19 protein-coding genes are annotated in these 18,927 nt (G+C 71.5%); 16 read left to right on the forward strand and 3 right to left on the reverse strand.

What is annotated here, in order from left to right; translation table 11 throughout:
- Positions 1-32 precede the first annotated feature (32 nt).
- The 9 genes from ACWD3H_RS11310 (at position 33) to metK (ending at position 7,354) form a co-directional block, all read left to right on the forward strand.
- Positions 33-884 (forward strand): dihydroorotate dehydrogenase electron transfer subunit, encoded by an 852-nt coding sequence (locus ACWD3H_RS11310; protein WP_350924430.1) that lies wholly within the window; start codon positions 33-35, stop codon positions 882-884.
- A complete protein-coding gene (locus tag ACWD3H_RS11315) occupies positions 874-1,848 on the forward strand; it encodes a dihydroorotate dehydrogenase (protein WP_030909991.1) in 975 nt (324 codons plus the stop codon). The genes ACWD3H_RS11310 and ACWD3H_RS11315 overlap by 11 nt, the downstream gene beginning before the upstream one ends.
- Positions 1,845-2,558, forward strand: coding sequence for an orotidine-5'-phosphate decarboxylase (gene pyrF, locus ACWD3H_RS11320; RefSeq protein WP_350924433.1), 714 nt, complete (start codon positions 1,845-1,847; stop codon positions 2,556-2,558). Before ACWD3H_RS11315 ends, pyrF begins: the two co-directional genes overlap by 4 nt.
- Before the next feature lie 185 nt (positions 2,559-2,743).
- Positions 2,744-3,067: an integration host factor, actinobacterial type gene (gene mihF, locus ACWD3H_RS11325; protein WP_030909986.1), complete on the forward strand. Its 324-nt coding sequence runs from the start codon at positions 2,744-2,746 to the stop codon at positions 3,065-3,067.
- 193 nt (positions 3,068-3,260) lie between these two features.
- A complete protein-coding gene (gene gmk / locus ACWD3H_RS11330) occupies positions 3,261-3,833 on the forward strand; it encodes a guanylate kinase (RefSeq protein ID WP_051752025.1) in 573 nt (190 codons plus the stop codon).
- A gap of 12 nt (positions 3,834-3,845) precedes the next feature.
- Positions 3,846-4,109, forward strand: coding sequence for a DNA-directed RNA polymerase subunit omega (rpoZ, locus tag ACWD3H_RS11335; RefSeq protein WP_030909981.1), 264 nt, complete (start codon positions 3,846-3,848; stop codon positions 4,107-4,109).
- A 9-nt stretch (positions 4,110-4,118) separates the two neighbouring features.
- On the forward strand, positions 4,119-5,342 hold the full coding sequence (gene coaBC, locus ACWD3H_RS11340) for a bifunctional phosphopantothenoylcysteine decarboxylase/phosphopantothenate--cysteine ligase CoaBC (protein ID WP_451954839.1): 1,224 nt from the start codon (positions 4,119-4,121) through the stop codon (positions 5,340-5,342).
- A 78-nt stretch (positions 5,343-5,420) separates the two neighbouring features.
- Entirely contained in the window at positions 5,421-5,789 is a 369-nt protein-coding gene (locus ACWD3H_RS11345; protein WP_451954840.1) for a hypothetical protein, read from the forward strand.
- A gap of 377 nt (positions 5,790-6,166) precedes the next feature.
- Positions 6,167-7,354 carry a methionine adenosyltransferase gene (gene metK / locus ACWD3H_RS11350; protein WP_355563093.1) on the forward strand — a complete coding sequence of 396 codons (1,188 nt, stop codon included), beginning with the start codon at positions 6,167-6,169 and terminating at the stop codon, positions 7,352-7,354.
- A 34-nt stretch (positions 7,355-7,388) separates the two neighbouring features.
- On the opposite strand, the gene ACWD3H_RS11355 is transcribed toward metK, so the two are convergent.
- Positions 7,389-7,595 (reverse strand): hypothetical protein, encoded by a 207-nt coding sequence (locus ACWD3H_RS11355; RefSeq protein WP_451954841.1) that lies wholly within the window; start codon positions 7,593-7,595, stop codon positions 7,389-7,391.
- A 195-nt stretch (positions 7,596-7,790) separates the two neighbouring features.
- Here ACWD3H_RS11355 and ACWD3H_RS11360 point away from each other — a divergent pair, with 195 nt between their 5' ends.
- The gene (locus ACWD3H_RS11360; protein ID WP_451954842.1) at positions 7,791-8,105 is read left to right on the forward strand and encodes a hypothetical protein; all 315 of its coding nucleotides are present in this window, start codon (positions 7,791-7,793) and stop codon (positions 8,103-8,105) included.
- A gap of 127 nt (positions 8,106-8,232) precedes the next feature.
- On the opposite strand, the gene ACWD3H_RS11365 is transcribed toward ACWD3H_RS11360, so the two are convergent.
- Together ACWD3H_RS11365 and ACWD3H_RS11370 are read right to left on the reverse strand one after the other, a co-directional pair.
- Positions 8,233-8,625: a hypothetical protein gene (locus tag ACWD3H_RS11365; RefSeq protein ID WP_451954843.1), complete on the reverse strand. Its 393-nt coding sequence runs from the start codon at positions 8,623-8,625 to the stop codon at positions 8,233-8,235.
- An 87-nt stretch (positions 8,626-8,712) separates the two neighbouring features.
- Positions 8,713-10,062: a M14 family zinc carboxypeptidase gene (locus tag ACWD3H_RS11370; protein ID WP_451954844.1), complete on the reverse strand. Its 1,350-nt coding sequence runs from the start codon at positions 10,060-10,062 to the stop codon at positions 8,713-8,715.
- Between the two features lie 133 nt (positions 10,063-10,195).
- Here ACWD3H_RS11370 and ACWD3H_RS11375 point away from each other — a divergent pair, with 133 nt between their 5' ends.
- The 6 genes from ACWD3H_RS11375 to fmt all read left to right on the forward strand — a co-directional run bounded on the left by ACWD3H_RS11375 (position 10,196) and on the right by fmt (position 18,927).
- Entirely contained in the window at positions 10,196-11,653 is a 1,458-nt protein-coding gene (locus ACWD3H_RS11375; RefSeq protein ID WP_451954845.1) for an amidohydrolase, read from the forward strand.
- A 224-nt stretch (positions 11,654-11,877) separates the two neighbouring features.
- The gene (locus ACWD3H_RS11380; protein ID WP_451954846.1) at positions 11,878-14,223 is read left to right on the forward strand and encodes a primosomal protein N' family DNA-binding protein; all 2,346 of its coding nucleotides are present in this window, start codon (positions 11,878-11,880) and stop codon (positions 14,221-14,223) included.
- A 64-nt stretch (positions 14,224-14,287) separates the two neighbouring features.
- Positions 14,288-15,949, forward strand: a complete 1,662-nt coding sequence (locus ACWD3H_RS11385) for a hypothetical protein (RefSeq protein WP_451954847.1) — start codon at positions 14,288-14,290, stop codon at positions 15,947-15,949.
- Positions 15,950-15,989: 40 nt separating this feature from the next.
- Positions 15,990-17,366 (forward strand): hypothetical protein, encoded by a 1,377-nt coding sequence (locus ACWD3H_RS11390; RefSeq protein WP_451954848.1) that lies wholly within the window; start codon positions 15,990-15,992, stop codon positions 17,364-17,366.
- A 77-nt stretch (positions 17,367-17,443) separates the two neighbouring features.
- Positions 17,444-17,992: a peptide deformylase gene (def, locus tag ACWD3H_RS11395; protein ID WP_343979553.1), complete on the forward strand. Its 549-nt coding sequence runs from the start codon at positions 17,444-17,446 to the stop codon at positions 17,990-17,992.
- A 5-nt stretch (positions 17,993-17,997) separates the two neighbouring features.
- A complete protein-coding gene (gene fmt, locus ACWD3H_RS11400; protein WP_355563112.1) occupies positions 17,998-18,927 on the forward strand; it encodes a methionyl-tRNA formyltransferase in 930 nt (309 codons plus the stop codon).

Below are 18,927 nucleotides of genomic sequence, written 5' to 3' on the forward strand. Positions count from 1 at the left end.
CAGCGGAGGTGAGGAAGACGCCTGTTACTCCGGTGCAGGTGACAGGCACGGTGCTGACGACGCGCCGCGTCGACGCCTACCATGCGCTCACCGTGGTGGCGCCCGGCATCGCCGAGCGCTTCCGGCCCGGCCACTTCGTCGGGGTGGCCGTGGGCGGGGCGCAGACGTCGATGCTGACGCGCCGTGCCTTCTTCGTCCACGACGTCAAGCCCGACTACGGCGGTACCGTCGAGTTCGTCTTCTCGGTGAGCGGGCCGGGCACGGCCTGGCTGGCCGACCGGCGCGCCCGCGACACCCTCGACCTGGTGGGTCCGCTCGGCCGCCCGTTCCCGCTGCCCAGAGACCCGGTGACCTGCGTCCTGGTCGGCGCCGAGCACGGCTCGGCGACGCTGTTCACCGTGGCCGACGCCCTCCAGCGGCGTGGTTGCCGCGTCGACTTCGTGCTCGGCGCGGCCTCGGCCGACCGGGTGTTCGGCGCCCTGCGGGCCAGGAGGATGGGGGAGACGACCACGCTGACCACCGAGGACGGCTCCCTGGGCATGCGCGGCCGGGTGACCGACGTGCTGCCCGGCGTGATCGCCGACGTACGGGCCGACGCGGTCTACGCCTGCGGTCCGATGCCGATGCTGCACGGCGTCACCACGGTGGCCGTCGAGTTCGACATCCCCGTCCAGGTGGCGGTCGAGGAGCGGATGGCGTGCGGGATCGGCGTGTGCATGACGTGCGTGCTGCCGGTCATCGGGGACGACGGGGTGACCCGGATGGTGCGCTCGTGCGTCGAGGGACCGGTCTTCAGGGGTGAGCGCGTCCGCTTCGACGACGTCGGGACGATCCCGTTCGACGCGCTGGGAGCGCCCGGTGGAGGAATACGGAATGCCGGTTGACATGCGGACGTACCTGGGGCACGTGGAACTGGTCAACCCCGTCACCACGGCCGCCGGGTGCGCGGCGTCCGGCTCCGAACTCGCCCAGTTCTTCGACCTCGCCCGGATCGGCGCGCTGACCACCCGGTCGATCACGATGGCCCCCAGGGCGGGCCGTCCGACCCCCAGGATGGCCGAGACGCCCTCGGGCATGCTCAACGCCGTCGGGCTCCAGGGGCCGGGTGTGGACGCCTTCCTGGAGCGTGAGCTGCCCTGGCTGGCCCAGCGGGGCGTGCGGACCGTGGTGTCCATCGGCGGCGGCACCGTGGCCGAGTACACCGCACTGGCCCGCAGGCTCACCGACGCGCCCGGCGTCACCGCCGTGGAGGTCAACCTGTCGTGCCCCAACATCGAGGACCGGGGCAGGGTCTTCGCCCGCGACGGCGCGGCCTCCGCCGAGGTGATCGCCTCGGTGCGCTCGGTGATGCGCTACGACGTGCCGGTGGTGGCCAAGCTCTCCCCGGACGTCATGGACATCGTGAGCGTGGCCCGCGCGTGCGTGGACGGCGGCGCCGACGCCCTGTCGATGATCAACAATCCGCTCGGCATGAGCATCGACACCGAGGCCATGCGGCCCGTGCTCGCGGCGGTCACCGGCGGCCTGTCGGGCCCCGCGGTCAGGCCACTGGCCGTACGCTGCGTATGGCAGGTCCACGCGGCCCTGCCCAGCGTGCCCATCATCGGCATGGGCGGCGTGCTGACCGGCAGGGACGCCTTCGAGTTCATCCTCGCCGGAGCCTGCGTCGTCGCCGTGGGGACCGCACTGTTCCACGACCCCTACGCCTGCCTGCGCATCCTCCGCGAGCTTGAGGAGATCCTGGCGGCCCGGGGGTTCCACCGGCTGGCCGACGCGGTCGGGCTGGCACACCGCCCGCCGGGGGCGTCCACCCGGCACCGGATAGACCTTGAGGAGAGTTCCCTGTGACGCCCGCACCCATCGCCGTCGCCCTGGACGCGCCAGACCTCGAGACCGCGGCTCACTGGGCCAGCCTGGTCACTCCACACGTCACCACGGTCAAGGTCGGGCTGGAACTCTACCTCCGCTACGGCCCCGACGTGATCGCCTCGGTCCGGGGGGCGAGCGGGGTGCGGGTCTTTCTCGACCTTAAACTCCACGACATCCCCAACACCGTCGCGGGCGCAGCCAGGGCCGTGGCCAGGCTCAAGCCCGCCATCCTGACGGTCCACGCCACCGGCGGCCCGGCGATGATCCGGGCGGCGGTGGAGGCCATGCCCAACACCCAGATCGCGGCGGTGACATTGCTCACGTCGCTCTCGGAGGCCGATCTGGAGCAGATGGGCGTCAGGGGCCCGTCCGAGGACGCCGTGCGCCGCCTGTCGGCCATGGCCGTCGCCGCGGGCGCCCAGGCCCTCGTCTGCTCGCCGCGCGAGGTGGCCGCGGTGCGTGCCGAGGTCGGGCCCGACATCACGCTCATCACCCCCGGCGTCCGCCCCGCCGGCGCCGAGAGTCAGGATCAGGCAAGAGTAGCGACCCCCGAGCAGGCTTTCGCCGACGGGGCGGACCTTCTCGTGATCGGCCGCCCGATCACCGGCTCCGCCGACCCCGGCGCGACGGCCGCGGGCATCGCCGCGGCCCTCCGGCGCACCTCCGCGGCCGCCGGACACGGCGCATGACACAACCCCGGAAAACTCGGCGTTGAGCGTAGTTTTGTCCACACAGGGCGATGTCGTGAGCACGGAAAGTCACGAAGTAGATTTTCTAGGGGGATAAAGTGGTCTTGACGTTGCTTGAAGCGCCATGACCAGCTAGTTTCCCTTCCCGTCCGAGTACATCGACAGGAAATTCGAGGTGACCCGGCGTGGCTCTTCCTCCCCTAACCCCTGAGCAGCGCGCCGCAGCCCTAGAGAAGGCTGCCAAGGCCCGCCGAGAGCGTGCCGAGGTGAAGAACCGCCTGAAGCACGGTGCGGTCTCTCTGGCTGAGGTGCTCAAAGACGGGCAGGCCGACGACGTCATCGGCAAGATGAAGGTTTCGGCCCTTCTTGAGTCGCTCCCCGGCGTGGGTAAGGTTCGCGCCAAGCAGCTCATGGAGCGGCTTGGCATCGCCGAGTCCCGCCGCGTGCGGGGCCTGGGTACGAACCAGCGAGCTTCGCTCGAGCGTGAGTTCGGCGGGGCCGAGAGCTAATCTCGGTTCAAACGACCACGTTCACCCCATATGGGGACAGCATCACGGGGGGTTTGGAGTGACCGGAACGTCGCGGTCCGGCAAGAGCCGGGCTCCGGAGGCAACCGCCGAGGGCGGAGCCGGTCGCTCCACATCCTCGGCCGGAGGTCCGAAGGGGGCGCGAGCCCTCGCCGGACTCCCGGCCGGTAGGCGTCTGACGGTCCTGTCCGGGCCGTCCGGCGTCGGCAAGTCCACGGTCGTCGCCGAGCTTCGGCGGGCACACCCGGAGGTGTGGCTGTCGGTCTCGGTGACCACCAGGAAACCCCGTCCCGGGGAGACCCACGGGGTCGAGTACTTCTTCGCCGACGACGAGGAGTTCGACCGCCTCGCCGCCTCCGGCGAGCTGCTCGAGTGGGCCGAGTTCGCCGGGAACCGGTACGGAACGCCGCGTGGCCCGGTGCTCGAGAAACTCGCCGCCGGGGTGCCCACGCTGCTGGAGATCGACCTCCAGGGCGCCAGGCAGGTCCGGGCGACCATGCCCGAGGCCCTGCTGGTCTTCCTGGCCCCCCCGACCTGGGAGGAGCTGGAGAAGCGCCTGCGCGGCCGGGGCACCGAGCCCGAGGACGTCATCGCCCGCCGCCTGGCGGCCGGCCGGATCGAGATGGCGGCCGAGCGGGAGTTCGACCTGACGCTCGTCAACACGTCAGTCCAGGATGTATGTCATCGGCTGATAGCCTTGTTGGCTGATGCTCCCGAGGGTTCACGCCTCGGACGTTCACCTAGCTAGGGGAAATCACACGTGGCAACCAGCGCCGCCTACTCCGAAGGCATCACCAACCCGTCGATCGACGCCCTGCTCGACATCGTCGACAGCAAGTACAGTCTCGTGATCTTCGGCTCCAAGCGGGCGCGTCAGATCAACGCCTACTACTCCCAGCTCGGTGAGGGCCTGCTCGAGTACGTCGGCCCGCTCGTCGAGACCCACGCGCAGGAGAAGCCGCTCTCCATCGCGCTGCGCGAGGTCAGCGAGGGCCTGCTCACCTCCGAGCCGATCGAGGGCTGACCCACCTCGATGCCGACCTCCGTGGTTCCCCGCAAGCCGAGGGTCGTCCTCGGTGTGAGCGCGGGCATCGCCGCCTACAAGGCGTGCGAGCTGCTGCGCCTGTTCACCGAGTCCGGCCACGAGGTGCGCGTGGTCCCGACCAGGGAGGCGCTCCGCTTCGTCGGTGAGCCGACCTGGGCCGCGCTGTCCGGCAACCCGGTCACGACCGACGTCTGGGAGTCGGTGCACGAGGTGCCGCACGTCCGCATCGGGCAGGGCGCCGACCTGGTGGTCGTCGCACCGGCCACCGCCGACGTGCTCGCCAAGGCCGCCCACGGGCTGGCCGGCGACCTGCTGACCAACACCCTGCTCACCGCGCGCTGCCCGGTGGTGTTCGCCCCCGCGATGCACACCGAGATGTGGGAGCACCCCGCGACCCGCGCGAACGTGGCCACGCTCCGCGAGCGCGGCTCGATCGTCGTCGATCCCGCGGTGGGCCGCCTGACCGGGGCCGACACCGGTCCCGGCCGCCTGCCGGACCCGAAGGAGATCTTCGAGGTCTGCCGCGGCGTCCTCTCCGGGCGCCCCGCGGACCTGGCGGGCCGTCGCCTGGTGATCTCCGCGGGCGGCACCCGCGAGGCCATCGACCCGGTCCGTTTCATCGGCAACCGTTCCTCGGGGCTGCAGGGGTACGCCCTGGCCCGCACGGCCGTCGCCCGGGGGGCGGAGGTCACCCTGGTGGCCGCCAACGTCGCCCTGCCCGACCCCGCGGGAGTCAAGATGGTCCGGGTCACCTCGGCCCTGGAGTTGCGCGACGCCGTGCTGGAGGCGGTGGAGGGCGCCGACGCCGTGGTCATGGCCGCCGCCGTCGCCGACTTCCGGCCCTCGGCGCGGAGCGAGTCGAAGATCAAGAAGACCGCCGACGAGCCTGACGCCATTCATCTGGTGAAAAATCCGGACATTCTTGCGGAGCTGGGGGAACGGCGCCGTGCGGGGCTCAAGCCGTATCCTCAGGTGATCGCGGGATTCGCGGCCGAGACCGACGACGTCCTCGCCAACGGGCGGGCCAAACTCGCCCGCAAGGGCTGTGATCTGCTCGTCGTCAACCAGGTCGGCGACGATCTCGCCTTCGGCACCCCCGACAACGCGGCGGTGGTCCTCCTCGCGGACGGGGAGCAGGTCGACATCCCGCGCGGTCCCAAGGAGGCCCTTGCCGACGTGCTCTGGGACCTCGTCGCCGCACGCCTGGCCTGACCACTTGCCGTAGCCCGACTCCCGGCGGATACTGCCTCCCAGAGCCCTGCCACATCGCAGCCGGGAGGGGTTTGGATCATGCCTGTCGCCGCCGCGGTCAGGGCACGATGCCGAGCGCTGCTTCCTCCGGGGGAGGAGATCCACTACGTCCTGCCGGCTCTGTCGGTGGGCACCCCGGGCATGGCGACCTTCCTCATCGTGATCACTGACCGCACCATCTACCTGCTCTCCACCAAGTTCTTCGACCGCGACGCGCCGACCTCGGTGTACGCCACCCATGCCCGGCGCACCCGGCTCGGCCCGCTGGAGTTCTCCGCGGGCGCGGCCATCGAGTTCGGTGGCATGGTGTTCGAGATCGAGGAGGAGTACGCCGCGGTGATCTCCGCCGCAGACGCCGAGGTCTTCGCCCCGGAGACGTTGCCGCCCGACCCGCTGCCCGATCTGTGAACCGGGCTGTGAGCCCCTGGGGATCCGGGTGGGGCGGGGGCTGCGCATCCCGCCCGCGAGATGTGGGTGAGCCCGGGAGCCGGGGCTTTGAGTCCCGGGCCAGTGAGGTGAGCCGGGGATTTCGTGGGCTCCGGATCCTTTCTGGGCGACTTCCGGAACGTGTCCCGCCTCACGTCATGGCAGGTGGGTTTCCCCGCGATGGATTCCGGTGAACCCGCAGCCCTTCCAGTACATGATCTGAACATTTAGGGTGACACGATCTGAGACGGTTTCGCGGCCCCGCATCAGGTGGGGCTAGAATTCGCCGGAGCGCTACTGGTGTCCTGCCGATGCCAGAGCCCCAGACGCCAGCAGCCGCTGCATGAGGAGCCACTGACTTGTCCCGTCGCCTGTTCACCTCCGAGTCGGTCACAGAGGGCCACCCGGACAAGATCGCCGACCAGATCAGTGACGCGATTCTCGACGCCATGCTCAAGGGTGACCCCAAGAGCCGCGTCGCGGTCGAGACGCTGATCACCACCGGTCAGGTCCACGTCGCCGGAGAGGTGACGACGGAGACCTACGTCGACATTCCCGGTCTCATCCGGGAGAAGATCCTCGAGATCGGTTACGACGCCTCGCACAAGGGCTTCGACGGCGCCTCCTGTGGCGTGTCGGTGTCCATCGGTGCGCAGTCGCCCGACATCGCCCAGGGCGTCGACGACGCCTACGAGAACCGCGAGGGCGAGGCGGGCGACGAGCTCGACCGCCAGGGCGCCGGTGACCAGGGCCTGATGTTCGGTTACGCCTGCCGCGAGACCCCCGAGCTGATGCCGCTGCCGATCCAGCTGGCGCACCGCCTGGCCGAGCGCCTGTCGCAGGTCCGCAAGGACGGCACGGTGCCCTACCTGCGCCCCGACGGCAAGACCCAGGTCACCGTCGAGTACGACGGCGACAAGCCGGTCCGGCTCGACACCGTGGTCGTCTCCACCCAGCACGCGGCCGAGATCGACCTCAAGGAGATGCTCGCTCCCGACATCAAGGAGCACGTGGTCGACCCGGTCCTGGCCGGCCTGGAGATCGAGACCGAGGGCTACCGCCTCCTGGTCAACCCGACCGGCCGCTTCGAGATCGGCGGCCCGATGGGCGACGCCGGCCTGACCGGTCGCAAGATCATCGTTGACACCTACGGCGGCATGTCCCGCCACGGTGGCGGCGCCTTCTCCGGCAAGGACCCGTCCAAGGTCGACCGCTCGGCCGCCTACGCCATGCGCTGGGTCGCGAAGAACATCGTGGCCGCCGGTCTGGCCGACCGCGCCGAGGTCCAGGTCGCCTACGCCATCGGCAAGGCGCACCCGGTCGGCGTGTTCGTCGAGACCTTCGGCACCGAGAAGATCGAGATCAGCAAGATCCAGGAAGCCGTGGTCAAGGTCTTCGACCTGCGCCCGGCCGCGATCATCCGCGACCTCGACCTGCTCCGCCCGATCTACTCGGGCACCTCCGCCTACGGTCACTTCGGTCGCGAGGGCTTCTCCTGGGAGTCCACCGACCGCGCCGACTCCCTGCGCGCCGCCGCCGGTCTCTGACGACCCGCACACTCCAGACGGCCCCCGTGAAAACTCATTCACGGGGGCCGTCGCACGTCCAGGCCGAGGGCTTCTCTACGGTGAACTGGGCCCAGACGGCGTGGCCGTGGGATTGGCTGCCTCGGCAGCCGACCTGGGAGGCCAGGGCGGTGACCAGGGGGAGCCCCCTGCCGCCCTCACCGAGGAGGGCGGGGTGGACGACGGCGGGGACGGAGCCCTGGCCGGAGTCGTAGACCGTCACCCGGGTGACCTCGGGTCTGCGGACGACCTCGACGACGAACGTGCCGTACGGTGTTGGCGGCGAGTTCGGCGACGATCTGCTCCGCGTCCCGCTGAAAGGACGAGTCCGCCGGCAGGAACCTGACGGAGCGCCGAACCTCCGGGGCTGACGGCGGCCCAGGCCGAGGCGACGCTGAAGGCGGACATCGACTGGTTGATGAATTTGCTTGCTGTGAAAGATGTCAAAGTAACGGACAGGGGTGGGAAGGACATCCCCTGTGATGGGAAGAAGGTGAGGAGAACATATGCTGTCGCCGGCGTCAAAAGGTCCGACGTAGATGATTCGATAAACATGCTCAATATGCTGGCCGGTGGCCTGGGGAGACGGGGATACAAGATTTCATCCGTCGATCGGGCAGCGCCGAGAGACGAGCTGGTAAAGAAGGATTCGCGCGTCAAAACAGTAACCACATCCTCCCGGAAAAATAATTTCGTCGTCTCCGGGGAGGCGGAATGTCTCCGGATGAATTAAAGCCGGTTTCATCCAAATGGGATGGGGGTGCCTTGGGTCTTGTCTTTGGCTCCTCCAAAGAAAACGTCGAGCCGCGTCGCGGCTCCTCCGGCGGTGCCGAGGTCTCCGCTCCCAGGTCCGTTGCGGATCAGCCGGTCGGTTTCGGGTCCTTGGCGAGTTCCTTGAAGGGAAGCAGGCCGCCGTCTTTCCCGGCGATGGGAGGCTGATCGAAGGCCGGATCGTTCGGGGGGGCCGGGGCCCGGTCCGCCGGGGAGTCGGACTCCTGGATCATCTGGTTGCGCCCGCACAGTCGCGGGATCTCCTGTTCCGGTCGGCCTTCGATCTCGCGGATCCGCAGCGCCGCGGACCGGTCGGCGCCCGCTGAGGAAAGCGCGTTCAGAATTCTCGCGGTCTCCTCACCGATCACTTTCCGTGCTTGCTCCAGCGACGCGATGAATTGCTCCATCAACTCCGGATCAATTCCTGAGTATTCATCCGGAGATGACCCGTTTCCCGATGACGCAGGCGGCGTCGGCCCCATATCGAAAGTCTCCTACCGAAGGCAATCCCCAATTTTACCTTAGGCATCCGGATCGCAGCCGGATAGGAATTCGATCGGCTGGGAGCCTCAGGCGTGGGCGGCTCCGGCGAGGATGCCGCCGTACTGGATGGCGACCAGGTGGCGGATCGGAATCGTCTCGTCGGGGGTGCCCGCCTCGGCCTCGGCGCACCATTTGGCGTAGGTGTCCGACAGCGTGCGGGCCCGCGCCCGGATGGTCGGGGTGCCGTTGCCGACGGCGAGTTCGCCCTCCAGCGCGCGCAGCAGCATGCCCCCGAACCTGAGCCGGACGCTGTGCGCGGTGTCGCGGCAGGACTGCCGCTCGGCGACGGTGGCCGGCCGGTCGCTCTCCGGTGCCCGCGCGTGGTGCTCGGCGGTGGTGGCCATCCCCTCGATGAACGGAACGAAGAACCTGCTGGCCCGGACGAACGGGGAGCGGGTCGCCAGGTCGCCGGAGACGGCGCCGAGCGTCTCGTCGAGGACGGCGAACGTCTCGCGCAGGTCCGCCGCGTGGGTCCGGATCAGATCGGCGTATCCGACCCCGGCGGGGGAGCGGTCGTCGGCGGTGAGATCCCTCCAGTAGGGCAGTTCGGCGGTCAGGCAGAGCGTGCCGTACCGGGCGGCGTAGGAGTCGCTGGACCCGCCGGTGAGCTGCGCCGCCGGATCCTCGCCGAGCGCCTCGATGTAGTCGTAGGTGTCCTCCATCCGCGGGGCGAGGAAGATCGACTCCTCCAGGGTCCGTACCGAGGGGTGCTCGGGCTCGCCCGCGTGCAGCGGCACGCCGTACCGGCCCGGCAGGGACTTGAGCAGGGCCTGCAGTTCGGGCACCGGGCGGTTGAGGTAGAAGAACGCCCCGCCCATCTCGCTGTTGTGCAGGGTGGTCATGAACGCCGGGCGGGTGTCGTCGATCAGCCGCATCAGCGCCAGTGTCTCGGGCATCACCCGGTCGAAGTAGGCGCGCTTGTAGGCGAAGGGGAAGGTCCACTCGACCTGCTCGTCACCCGCCGGACGGTAGAAGTGCCTGCCGTAGTGCGCTTTGGTGAACGGCCCGGCGAACCACCCCTCGTTGAGCCTGGTCCCGTCCGGGTCGAGGCAGCCCACGATGTGCCAGGTGTGACCGGTGGCCTCGCGCAGCGCGGCGCTCTCGCACAGCCGGGTGGCGAGATGGATCACGGTGAGCCCGCCGATGGGCTCGTTGGGGTGCGGCATGGCGCCGACCAGCGCGTGACGCGGCCCGTCACCGACGCTCAGGCAGAGGATCGGCTCACCCAGGGCGGAGCTGCCCACCCGCCTCAGCGAGGCGACGCCGGGATGGTCGGCGGCCAGCCGGGTGAGGGCGGCCGTGATCTCGTCCACGGTGGCGAACCGGTCATGGTCGGGAACGGAGTCGAGTTCGTCGTTCAGCAGGGGGTCTGTCACCCCCGACAGTCTGCCGAGCGGGCCTCGGTCCCGGGAGTCCGGAATGAGCGATCGGTCGGGTTTGTCGGGCGGGGGACCTGTTGCCCCGGCAGCCGAGGGGAGGGGGCGTCGGTCGTCCGCCTAGAGTCTCCTCATGTCCTCTCCCTCTGCTCGCCTGCTGCTGCGTAACGCGCGGATCGGTCTCGGTGGGCCGCTGCGCCATGTCCTGATCGTTGACGGCCGGGTCGCGGAGGTGGCCTCGGAGCCCCCTGCCTGCGACGAGTCGGTGGACGTCGGGGGCGCCACCCTGCTGCCGGGGCTGTGGGACGCGCACGTGCACTCCGTGCAGTGGGCACAGGCCCGGCGCAGGATCGATCTGACCTCGGCGCGGTCGGCGCGGGAGGCGGTCGACCTCGTCGCCCCGCAGGCGGGTACGTCCGGGTTCACGGTCGGCTACGGCTTCCGCGACGGCCTGTGGCCGGACACGCCGGACAAGTCGCTGCTGGAGGCGGCGGCGCCGGGTTGCCCGATCGTGCTGGTGAGCAATGACCTGCACACCGCCTGGTTCAGCCCGGCCGCGCTGGCGGTGATCGGCAGGGGCGGGCATCCGACGGGGGTGCTGCGCGAGCGCGACTGCTACGACGCGATGGCCCAGATGCCTCCGCCCCCCGAGGACGAGCTGGACCGCTGGGTGGCCGAGGCCACCACCGCCGCCGCGGCCAGGGGCGTCGTCGGCGTGCTGGACTTCGAGTTCGCCGACAACGTCACCGACTGGACCCGGCGGATCTCGCGGGGGGCGGTCGACGTCCGGGTCAGCTGCTCGATCCCGGTGAACCGGCTCGAAGAGGCGATCGATCGCGGGTTGCGCACCGGGGAGCCGGTCGCGGGGTCGGGGGGCCTGCTGGAGGTCGGGCCGGTGAAGACGTTCGTGGACGGTTCGCTGAACACCAGGACCGCCTACTGCGCGGACCCGTATCCCGGTGGCGACGCGCGCGGGCTGCTGGAGACACCGCCGGCGGAGCTGTACGGGGTCATGGAGCTGGCCGCCAGGCATGGGATCGTCCCGGCGGTGCACGCCATCGGCGACCTGGCGGTGGGCATCGCGCTGGACGCCTTCGAGCGGGTCGGCTGCCCGGGGAGGATCGAGCACGCGCAACTGGTCCGCCCGGAGGACTTCGGGAGGTTCGCGAGGCCCGGTCTGGTGGCGGGTGTGCAGCCCGCCCACGCGCCCGACGACCGGGAGGTGGCCGATCTGCACTGGCGGGGGCGGACCGGGCGGGCCTTCGCCTACGCCGACCTGCTGGCCGCGGGGGCGACCCTGGAGCTGGGCTCCGACGCTCCGGTGGCGCCGCTCGACCCGTGGGACGGGATCGCCTCCGCCGTGGCCAGGACCGACGACGAGCGGCCGCCGTGGCACCCGGAACAGGCGATCTCGCTGCCGGTGGCGCTGGCGGCGGCCGGCCGGGGCCGCGCCGGGGTGCGCCCGGGCGACCCCGCGGACTTGATGATCACCGAGTACGATCCGGCGGGGCTGGACGGGGACGGTCTCCGTCGTATGCCGATCCTCGGCACCCTGCTCGGTGGCCGCTGGACCCACCGCCGCGCCATCTGACCCGGCAGAACGGGGTGCGGTGGCGGTCCGCCCGGCCGGGTCCACCGCTGTGCCACCCGGTCTGCCCGATTCGCCCGCCTGGAGTCGCGGGCCGATCCAGCCGGTCGGGTTCGGTGGTGGTCCGTCCGGTATGCCGTTCCATGTCCGGTGCTTCTCGCACCCGGTGCCATACCGCCGACGGGCCGACCGTCTGGACGGGGGCCGGCTTCTGGTAGGACAGGCGGGTGACCCACGCCAACCCCTCGCCGGACGATGACGCCCTCCTGCCGCTCGACGCCGTACGCGAGCGGCCCGTGCCCGGCAGGGCCGCCAGGGCACGGGCGGGGGCCGTCCGAGCGGCGGGGGTGATCCGGGCGCAAGGGGTGGCCGAGCAGGTCAGAGGGGTGCCGGAGCCGGCCGCGGAGCTGCCGGTCGCGCGGGTGGTCGTCGACACCCCGCTGCCGCACCTCGACCGGTTGTTCGACTACCTCGTCCCCGCCCCCCTGGACACCGCCGCGGTGCCGGGGTGCCGGGTCCGGATCAGGTTCGCGGGCAAGCTCGTCGACGGGTTCCTGCTGGAACGGGTGGAGACCACCGAGCACCAGGGCAAGCTGACCCGCCTGGAGCGGGTCGTCTCCGCCGAGCCCGTGCTCACCCCGGAGATCGCCGCGCTGGCCCGGGTGGTGGCCGACCACTACGCCGGGACCATGGCCGACGTGCTGCGCCTGGCCGTCCCGCCCCGCCACGCCAGGGTCGAGGCCGAGGCCGTTCCCGCGGCGGGTACGGCCCCGCCGGCGGAGATGATCGGCGTCGAGGGTGAGACCCGGCGGGAGCCGGAAGCGGGCGTGCCCCAGGGCGGGGCCGAAGCGGATGAGACCCGGGGGGAGCCGGAATCCGAGCCGGGCCGGGGAGTGGAGAGCGGACCGGCCGAGGGACCGGGGCAGCGGACGGATCCGGAGCCGGGAGCGAGGAGCGGGCCGGCCCAGGCACCGGGATGGGGAGGGGAGAGCGGGCCGGATGTGGGGCCGGGGCCGTGGGCGGACTACCGGGAGGGGAAGGCGTTCCTGGCGGCGCTGGCGAAGGGGGGCTCCCCCCGAGCCGTGTGGACCGCTCTGCCGGGCACCGACCAGGACGGGCCCGGGTGGCCACGGGCGGTCGCGGTTGCCGTACGGGAGACCCTGCACGGTGGCAGGGGAGCCCTCGTGGTGCTTCCCGACGGCAAGGACGTGGCCCTGGCCGACGCGGCGCTGAGCGCCGTTCTGGGGCCCGGTGCGCATGTGGCGCTGACGGCGGACCTCGGGCCCGCGGAGCGCTACCGGCGGTGGCTGCGCCTGTCCAGAGGTCAGGTCCGGGTCGCCGTCGGCACCAGGGGGGCGGCGTTCGCCCCGGTCGCCGACCTCGGGCTGGCGGTGATCTGGGACGACGGTGACGACCTGCACTCCGAGCGGCTCGCCCCCTACCCGCACGCCAGGGAGGTCCTCGCACTGCGTGCCCACCGGGCCCGCGCGGGCCTGCTCATCGGCGGGTACGCCCGCACGGCGGAGGCCACCCAGCTCATCGCCACGGGCTGGGCGGGGCCCATCGTCGCGGCCCGCCAGGCGGTCAGGGCCAGGGCGCCGAGGGTCCGCCCGGCGGGGGAGGACTCGGAGCTGGCCAGGGACGAGGCGGCCAGGGCCGCCCGGCTGCCCAGCCTCGCCTGGCGGATCCTGCGCACGGGGTTGGAGAGCGGCCCGGTGCTGGTGCAGGTCCCCCGGCGGGGCTACCTGCCCGCGCTGGCCTGCCAGGGCTGCCGGACGCCGGCCCGCTGCGGGCACTGCGGCGGACCCTTCGCGCTACGTGGTGGCCACGTGGCCCCGTACTGCCGCTGGTGCGGCCGGATCGCCGGCGAGTGGCGCTGCCCCTCCTGCGGCGGGGCGCGGGTGCGGGCCCAGGTGGTCGGTGCCCGCCGCACCGCCGAGGAACTGGGGCGGGCCTTCCCCTCCGTACGGGTCAAGACGTCGGGCAGGGACGGGGTGCTGGCCACGGTCGGCGCGGCCCGGGCACTGGTGGTGGCCACCCCGGGAGCCGAGCCGGTGCCCGAGGGTGGATACGCGGCGGCGGTGCTGCTGGACGGCTGGGCGCTGCTCGGCAGACCGGACCTGCGCGCCGCCGAGGAGACGCTGCGCCGGTGGATGAACGCGGCGGCGCTGCTGCGGCCCGCCGCCGAGCTGGTCGTGCTGGCCGATTCCTCGTTGCCCGTCGTGCAGGCGTTGCTGCGCTGGGATCCGGTGACACATGCCGAGAGAGAACTGGCCGACAGGACAGAACTCGGTTTCCCCCCGGCGGTGAAAATGGCGACGCTCACCGGATCTCCGGCGGGGGTCAGGGAAATGCTCGGTGAGATGGCGCTGCCCCCCGAGGCACAGGTGCTCGGCCCGGTCCCGGTGGCCTCGCCCAGGGGGGATCAAGTGCGGGAACGTGCCATGGTGCGGATCGCGCGAGGCTCCGGCTCCACGCTGGCCGCGGCTCTGAAAGGAGCCGTGGGAGTGCGCTCCGCACGCAAGGCCGCGGAGGTGGTCAAGGTATGCATTGACCCTCTAGATGTGATTTGAGTTGTTTCCCCGATTCGCGGTGCTGGCAGTAAGCCGTTAATTTTCCCCTGTGTCGATCGAATGGGTGAATCGGGCCGTAGACGACCTGCGCGCGTGGGGGCGTGCGCGCGGCCTGGACGTTGACGTGGACGAGGTGCGGCTGCTCTGCGACTACGCGAGTGACTATCTGGACGTGAACGAGCTGGGTGATTTCACCCCTGTCGCCTTCGAGGAGCTGCTGCTCAACATCTATCCACGCAAGGTCATCGCCCCGCCGGAGAGTGCCCCCGAGACCGTCGCCGCCGCCCGCACCCTGGTCGACTTCCTGCTCTCGACCGAGGAGATCGGCGGCAAGATGGCCGTCCGGATGAGGAGCGTCCTCGACCGGATCGAGCCCGAGATGCCCATCGCCCTCGCCGACACCTCCAGGTTCGGCATGGCCAAGAGCCTCTTCAGCGCGATGGGCGCCGACTCGCTGGAGCGAGCCACTGGGAGCACTGAGAGCGCTGGGAACGCGATCCTCTCCGTCTTGGCGGTGCAGGAGGAGCCCGCCGTCGAGCACTGCGACTGCCCCGGCTGCTCGCCGCTTCCCCCGGTGCGCCTGGCGCCCCGCGAGACGCTCGCCCAGAGCGCCCTGCGGGTGCCGCTGCTGACCGACGCGCGCAGGCTGGTCCAGTGGATGCTCGCGGGAGGGCGTACCCCCACCGTCAAGGGCAGGCTCAGGGTCCGTGACGCCACCGAGGCGATCGCCCAGCTCTCGGTGACCGACCCCGGTCTGCTCTGGGAACTCGCGGTCCACACCGGCCTGGTCACCGTCGAGGGCACCGCCATCTTCGACGGCGAGGACTTCGACCCGCTCGACATCTGGGCCGCGACCGTCGAGTTCGTCGTCGAGAAGGAGACCGGCGGTGCCGTGACGGGTGAGGTCTCCCTGGACGAGGAGCTCTACGGCCTGTGCGACATGCTCTACCGGCTCCAGGCACCCGTGCCGATCCCGCTGGTCAGGGAGTACCTGGACGAGATCGGCCTGGTGGAGGAGGGGGAGATCGACGTCCCCGAGGTCGTGCGGCGGCTCGCCTACTGCGGGGTGGCCGAGCCGGGCGACGAACTCCTGGAGCTCACCCCGCTGGCCCTGTGGGGGCTGCACAGGCTCTACACCGACCTGGGCATCGAGGCGCCCCAGGCGGCCGACCTGGCCCTCGCCGACGCACCCGAGCTCATCGAGGGGTTGCTGTCGGGGATGCCCGCCGAGATGGCCGAGGCCGACATCGAGGGCTGGCTGCGGCACAGGAGCCCGGCGCGGGCGGTCACCGAGCTGTTCGGCTCCGTCTCGGGGGCGCCCTCGGTCGCCAGGGGCATCGCGGTGACGATCGTCGACCGCCTCGGCGCCGACGCGGAGGAGGCGGTGCGGGCCTTCCTGGAGGAGCCGGAGCTGCGCCCGCACGCCATCCACTGGCTGACCGCGCGCGGTCTGGCGGCCCCCGCGCTCACCTCGGAGGAGGTGCTCTGGATGAGCGTGGACATGCTCGTCCTGGCCATGCCCGCCGCCGAGGAGGATCCGGAGACGTTCGCCGAGAACATGTCCGCCTCCGGGCCGCCGCAGAGCGTGATCGAGGAGATGTGGCGGGTCGACCACCCCGAGGTCGTCGAGGTTCTTGAGCTGCTCGGACGCTCCCTGAGGGACCACAACGCGGCCAAGGCGGCCCGCAAGGCGGCTTTCAAGGCACGTTCCCGCGCCATCGGCTGAGCCGTGTATGCGTGAGGCGCGAGTGCAGTAAGTTTCACGGGTGGCAAAGAGCGGGAACAGTGGGAACGTCTTCGACATCGGCGAGCTGCGCAGGCTTGTGGACGAGCTGGGAGCGGCACCCCGCGAGCTGCGAACAGCCGTTCTGGAGGAGTCGGTCACGGCCGCGGGCCGTGACTGCCCCCCGCGCGGCGACGCGCTGAGCTTCCCGCCGGTCGACCTCGCCCCGGACGCCGAGCTGGCCGCGTCCGTGCCGCTGGTGCCGCTGGTGCTCGACGCCCAGCGGCTGGCCGCCTGGACCGGCACCCGCGCGGTGACCCCCGAGGGACTGCTGCCCGACCCGTTCGCGCCGTGCGCGGAGCTCGGCCTGCCGGGCCCGGCGCGGCTGCACCTGCTCTGGGTGGTCGCGGTCAACACCGGCATGCTGCGCATCTCCCGCGGCCGGGTGGACCCCGGCCCGCTGGCGCTCTCCGCCGACCTGCCGCACCGGGCCGTGCTGGGGTTCTGGGACGGCGTGGTCATGGACGTCCTCGACCGTGCGGACGACGACCTGACCGGGTCTCCCGTGATCGACGATCACCTGGCCGAGATGCTCGCCACGCTGTACGCCGTGCGCGAAGGACTGTCCACCGCGACCCTGGTCAAGGGCATCCTGCAGTCGCACCGGGTGGCCTGCGGGGCCGGTCCCGCCGAGATGAGGACGCTGACCGGCACGCTGCCCGCCCAGCTGGAGTCGGCCCTGTCGCTCCTGGGCTACTGCGGGCTGGTCGAGACCTCGCGGGCGGGCAGGCCCCGGCTGACCCCGCTCGGCATGTGGGCCATCCGCCAGGACCTCATCAGGGAGGGCCACGACGCGCCGACGGGCGCCGAGGTCGCCGTCTTCACCGACCTCGGCGCGCCCGAGCTGGTCGAGGCGATCGTGAAGGGTTCCGCCGCGCCCAGCGCCGTCACCGTGTGGCTGGAGTCCCGCCACCCCGAGGCCGCCGCGCGCGAGCTGGTCAAGGTCGCGGCCTCGGGCACGGCAGGCCGGCGCGGTGTCGCGGGCGCGATCCTGGAGGAGCTCGGCCCCGAGGCCGAGGCCCCGCTCAGGGAGGCGCTCTCCGAGCCCGCCATGTGGCGCTACGCCGCCTCCTGGCTGCACATCCGCGATCTGCCCGCGCCCGCGCTCACCCCCGCGGACAACACCTGGCTCGCGGTCGACTCGCTCGCCTCGCTGCTGGAGCGGGGCGAGGCCTCCGAGGCGATCTGCGAGTTCGACGCGCTCGAACCCGGAGAGGACCTGGTACGCGTGGTCGAGGAGATGGCCCTGGTGGAGCACCCCGACACGTTCGCCGTCCTCGACCTGCTCGGCTCCAGGCACGGCACCGCCGCGGTGGCCAAGTCGGCCCGCAAGGCCGCCATGAAGGCCCGCTCCCGCTGAGGTGCGCGGGAAGGCCCGGGGGAGGCGGCCGGCGCCCTTAGACTGGGGCGATCCCCTGAAGCGTGAGGAGACCCCTGTTGGCCATTCAGCCGATCCGCCTTTTCGGCGACCCGGTGTTGCGCACTCCGGCCGATCCGGTCAAGGACTTCGACAAGGAGCTGCGCAAGCTCGTCAAGGACCTCACCGACACGATGATGGACGCACCTGGGGCCGGGCTGGCGGCACCCCAGATCGGGGTCGGGCTCCGGGTCTTCACCTACTACGTGGACGATCAGCTCGGGCACCTGATCAACCCCAACCTCGACCTGTCGGACGAGGCGGACGAGGAGGGCGAGGAGGGCTGCCTGTCCTTCCCCGGCCTCTCGTTCCCCACGCCCAGGGCGCTGCGGGCCGTGGCGACCGGTTTCAACATGCACGGCGAGCCGGTGACGCTTGAGGGCACCGACCTGATGGCCCGTTGCTTCCAGCACGAGACCGATCACCTCGACGGCGTGCTGTTCATCGACCGGATGGACGCCAAACAGCGCAAACTCGCCATGAAGGCGATCCGCGAGGCCGACTGGAACGGTCTGTCGGCCCCCGCGTTCAAGTTCTCCCCGCACGCCACCCACGGGAAGGCTCTGTAGGAACCTTGCGCCTGGTCTTCGCCGGAACCCCGGACACAGCCCTGCCCGCGCTGCGGGCTCTGATCGACTCGCCCCGCCATGATGTCGTCGCCGTCGTCACCCGGCCGGACGCCCAGTCGGGCAGGGGCCGCAGGGTCCATCCGAGCCCTGTCGCCGAGCTCGCCGAGGAGGCGGGCATCGAGGTGCTCAGGCCGCAGAAGGCGGGTGACCCGGCCTTCCTCGACCGGCTCACCGAGCTCGCCCCCGACTGCTGCCCGGTGGTCGCCTACGGTGCGCTCCTGCCCCAGGCCGCCCTGGACATTCCCCGGCACGGCTGGGTCAACCTCCACTTCTCGCTGCTGCCGGCCTGGCGCGGCGCGGCGCCGGTGCAGCACGCCGTGCTGCACGGTGACGCGATCACCGGCGCGGCCACCTTCCGGATCGTCAGGGAGCTGGACGCGGGCCCGGTCTACGGCGTGGTCACCGAGGAGATCCGCCCCGCGGACACCAGCGGGGAACTGCTCGCCCGGCTCGCCGAGTCCGGTGCCGGGCTGCTGACGGCCACCCTCGACGGGATCGAGGACGGCAAGCTGGAGGCCGTGCCGCAGCCCGCGGAGGGGGTCAGCCTCGCCCCGAAGATCAGCGTCGACGACGCCAGGGTCGACTGGTCCGCACCCGCCATGCGCGTCGACCGGTTGGTCCGTGCCTGCACCCCCGCCCCGGGCGCGTGGACCGAGTTCCGCGGCCAGCGGGTCAAGCTCGGCCCCCTGCGACCGGTTCCCGACGCCTCACCCCTGGCCCCCGGCCAGATCGCGGCGTCCAAGAACACCGTCCTGGTCGGCACCGCCACCTACCCGGTCGAGCTGGGCGAGGTGCAGCCGCAGGGCAAGCGTCTGATGAGGGCGGGGGAGTGGGCCCGCGGTGTGCGGCCCACGGACGAGGATCGGCTGGCCTAG

This window comes from Streptosporangium sp. NPDC002607, from assembly GCF_053592655.1.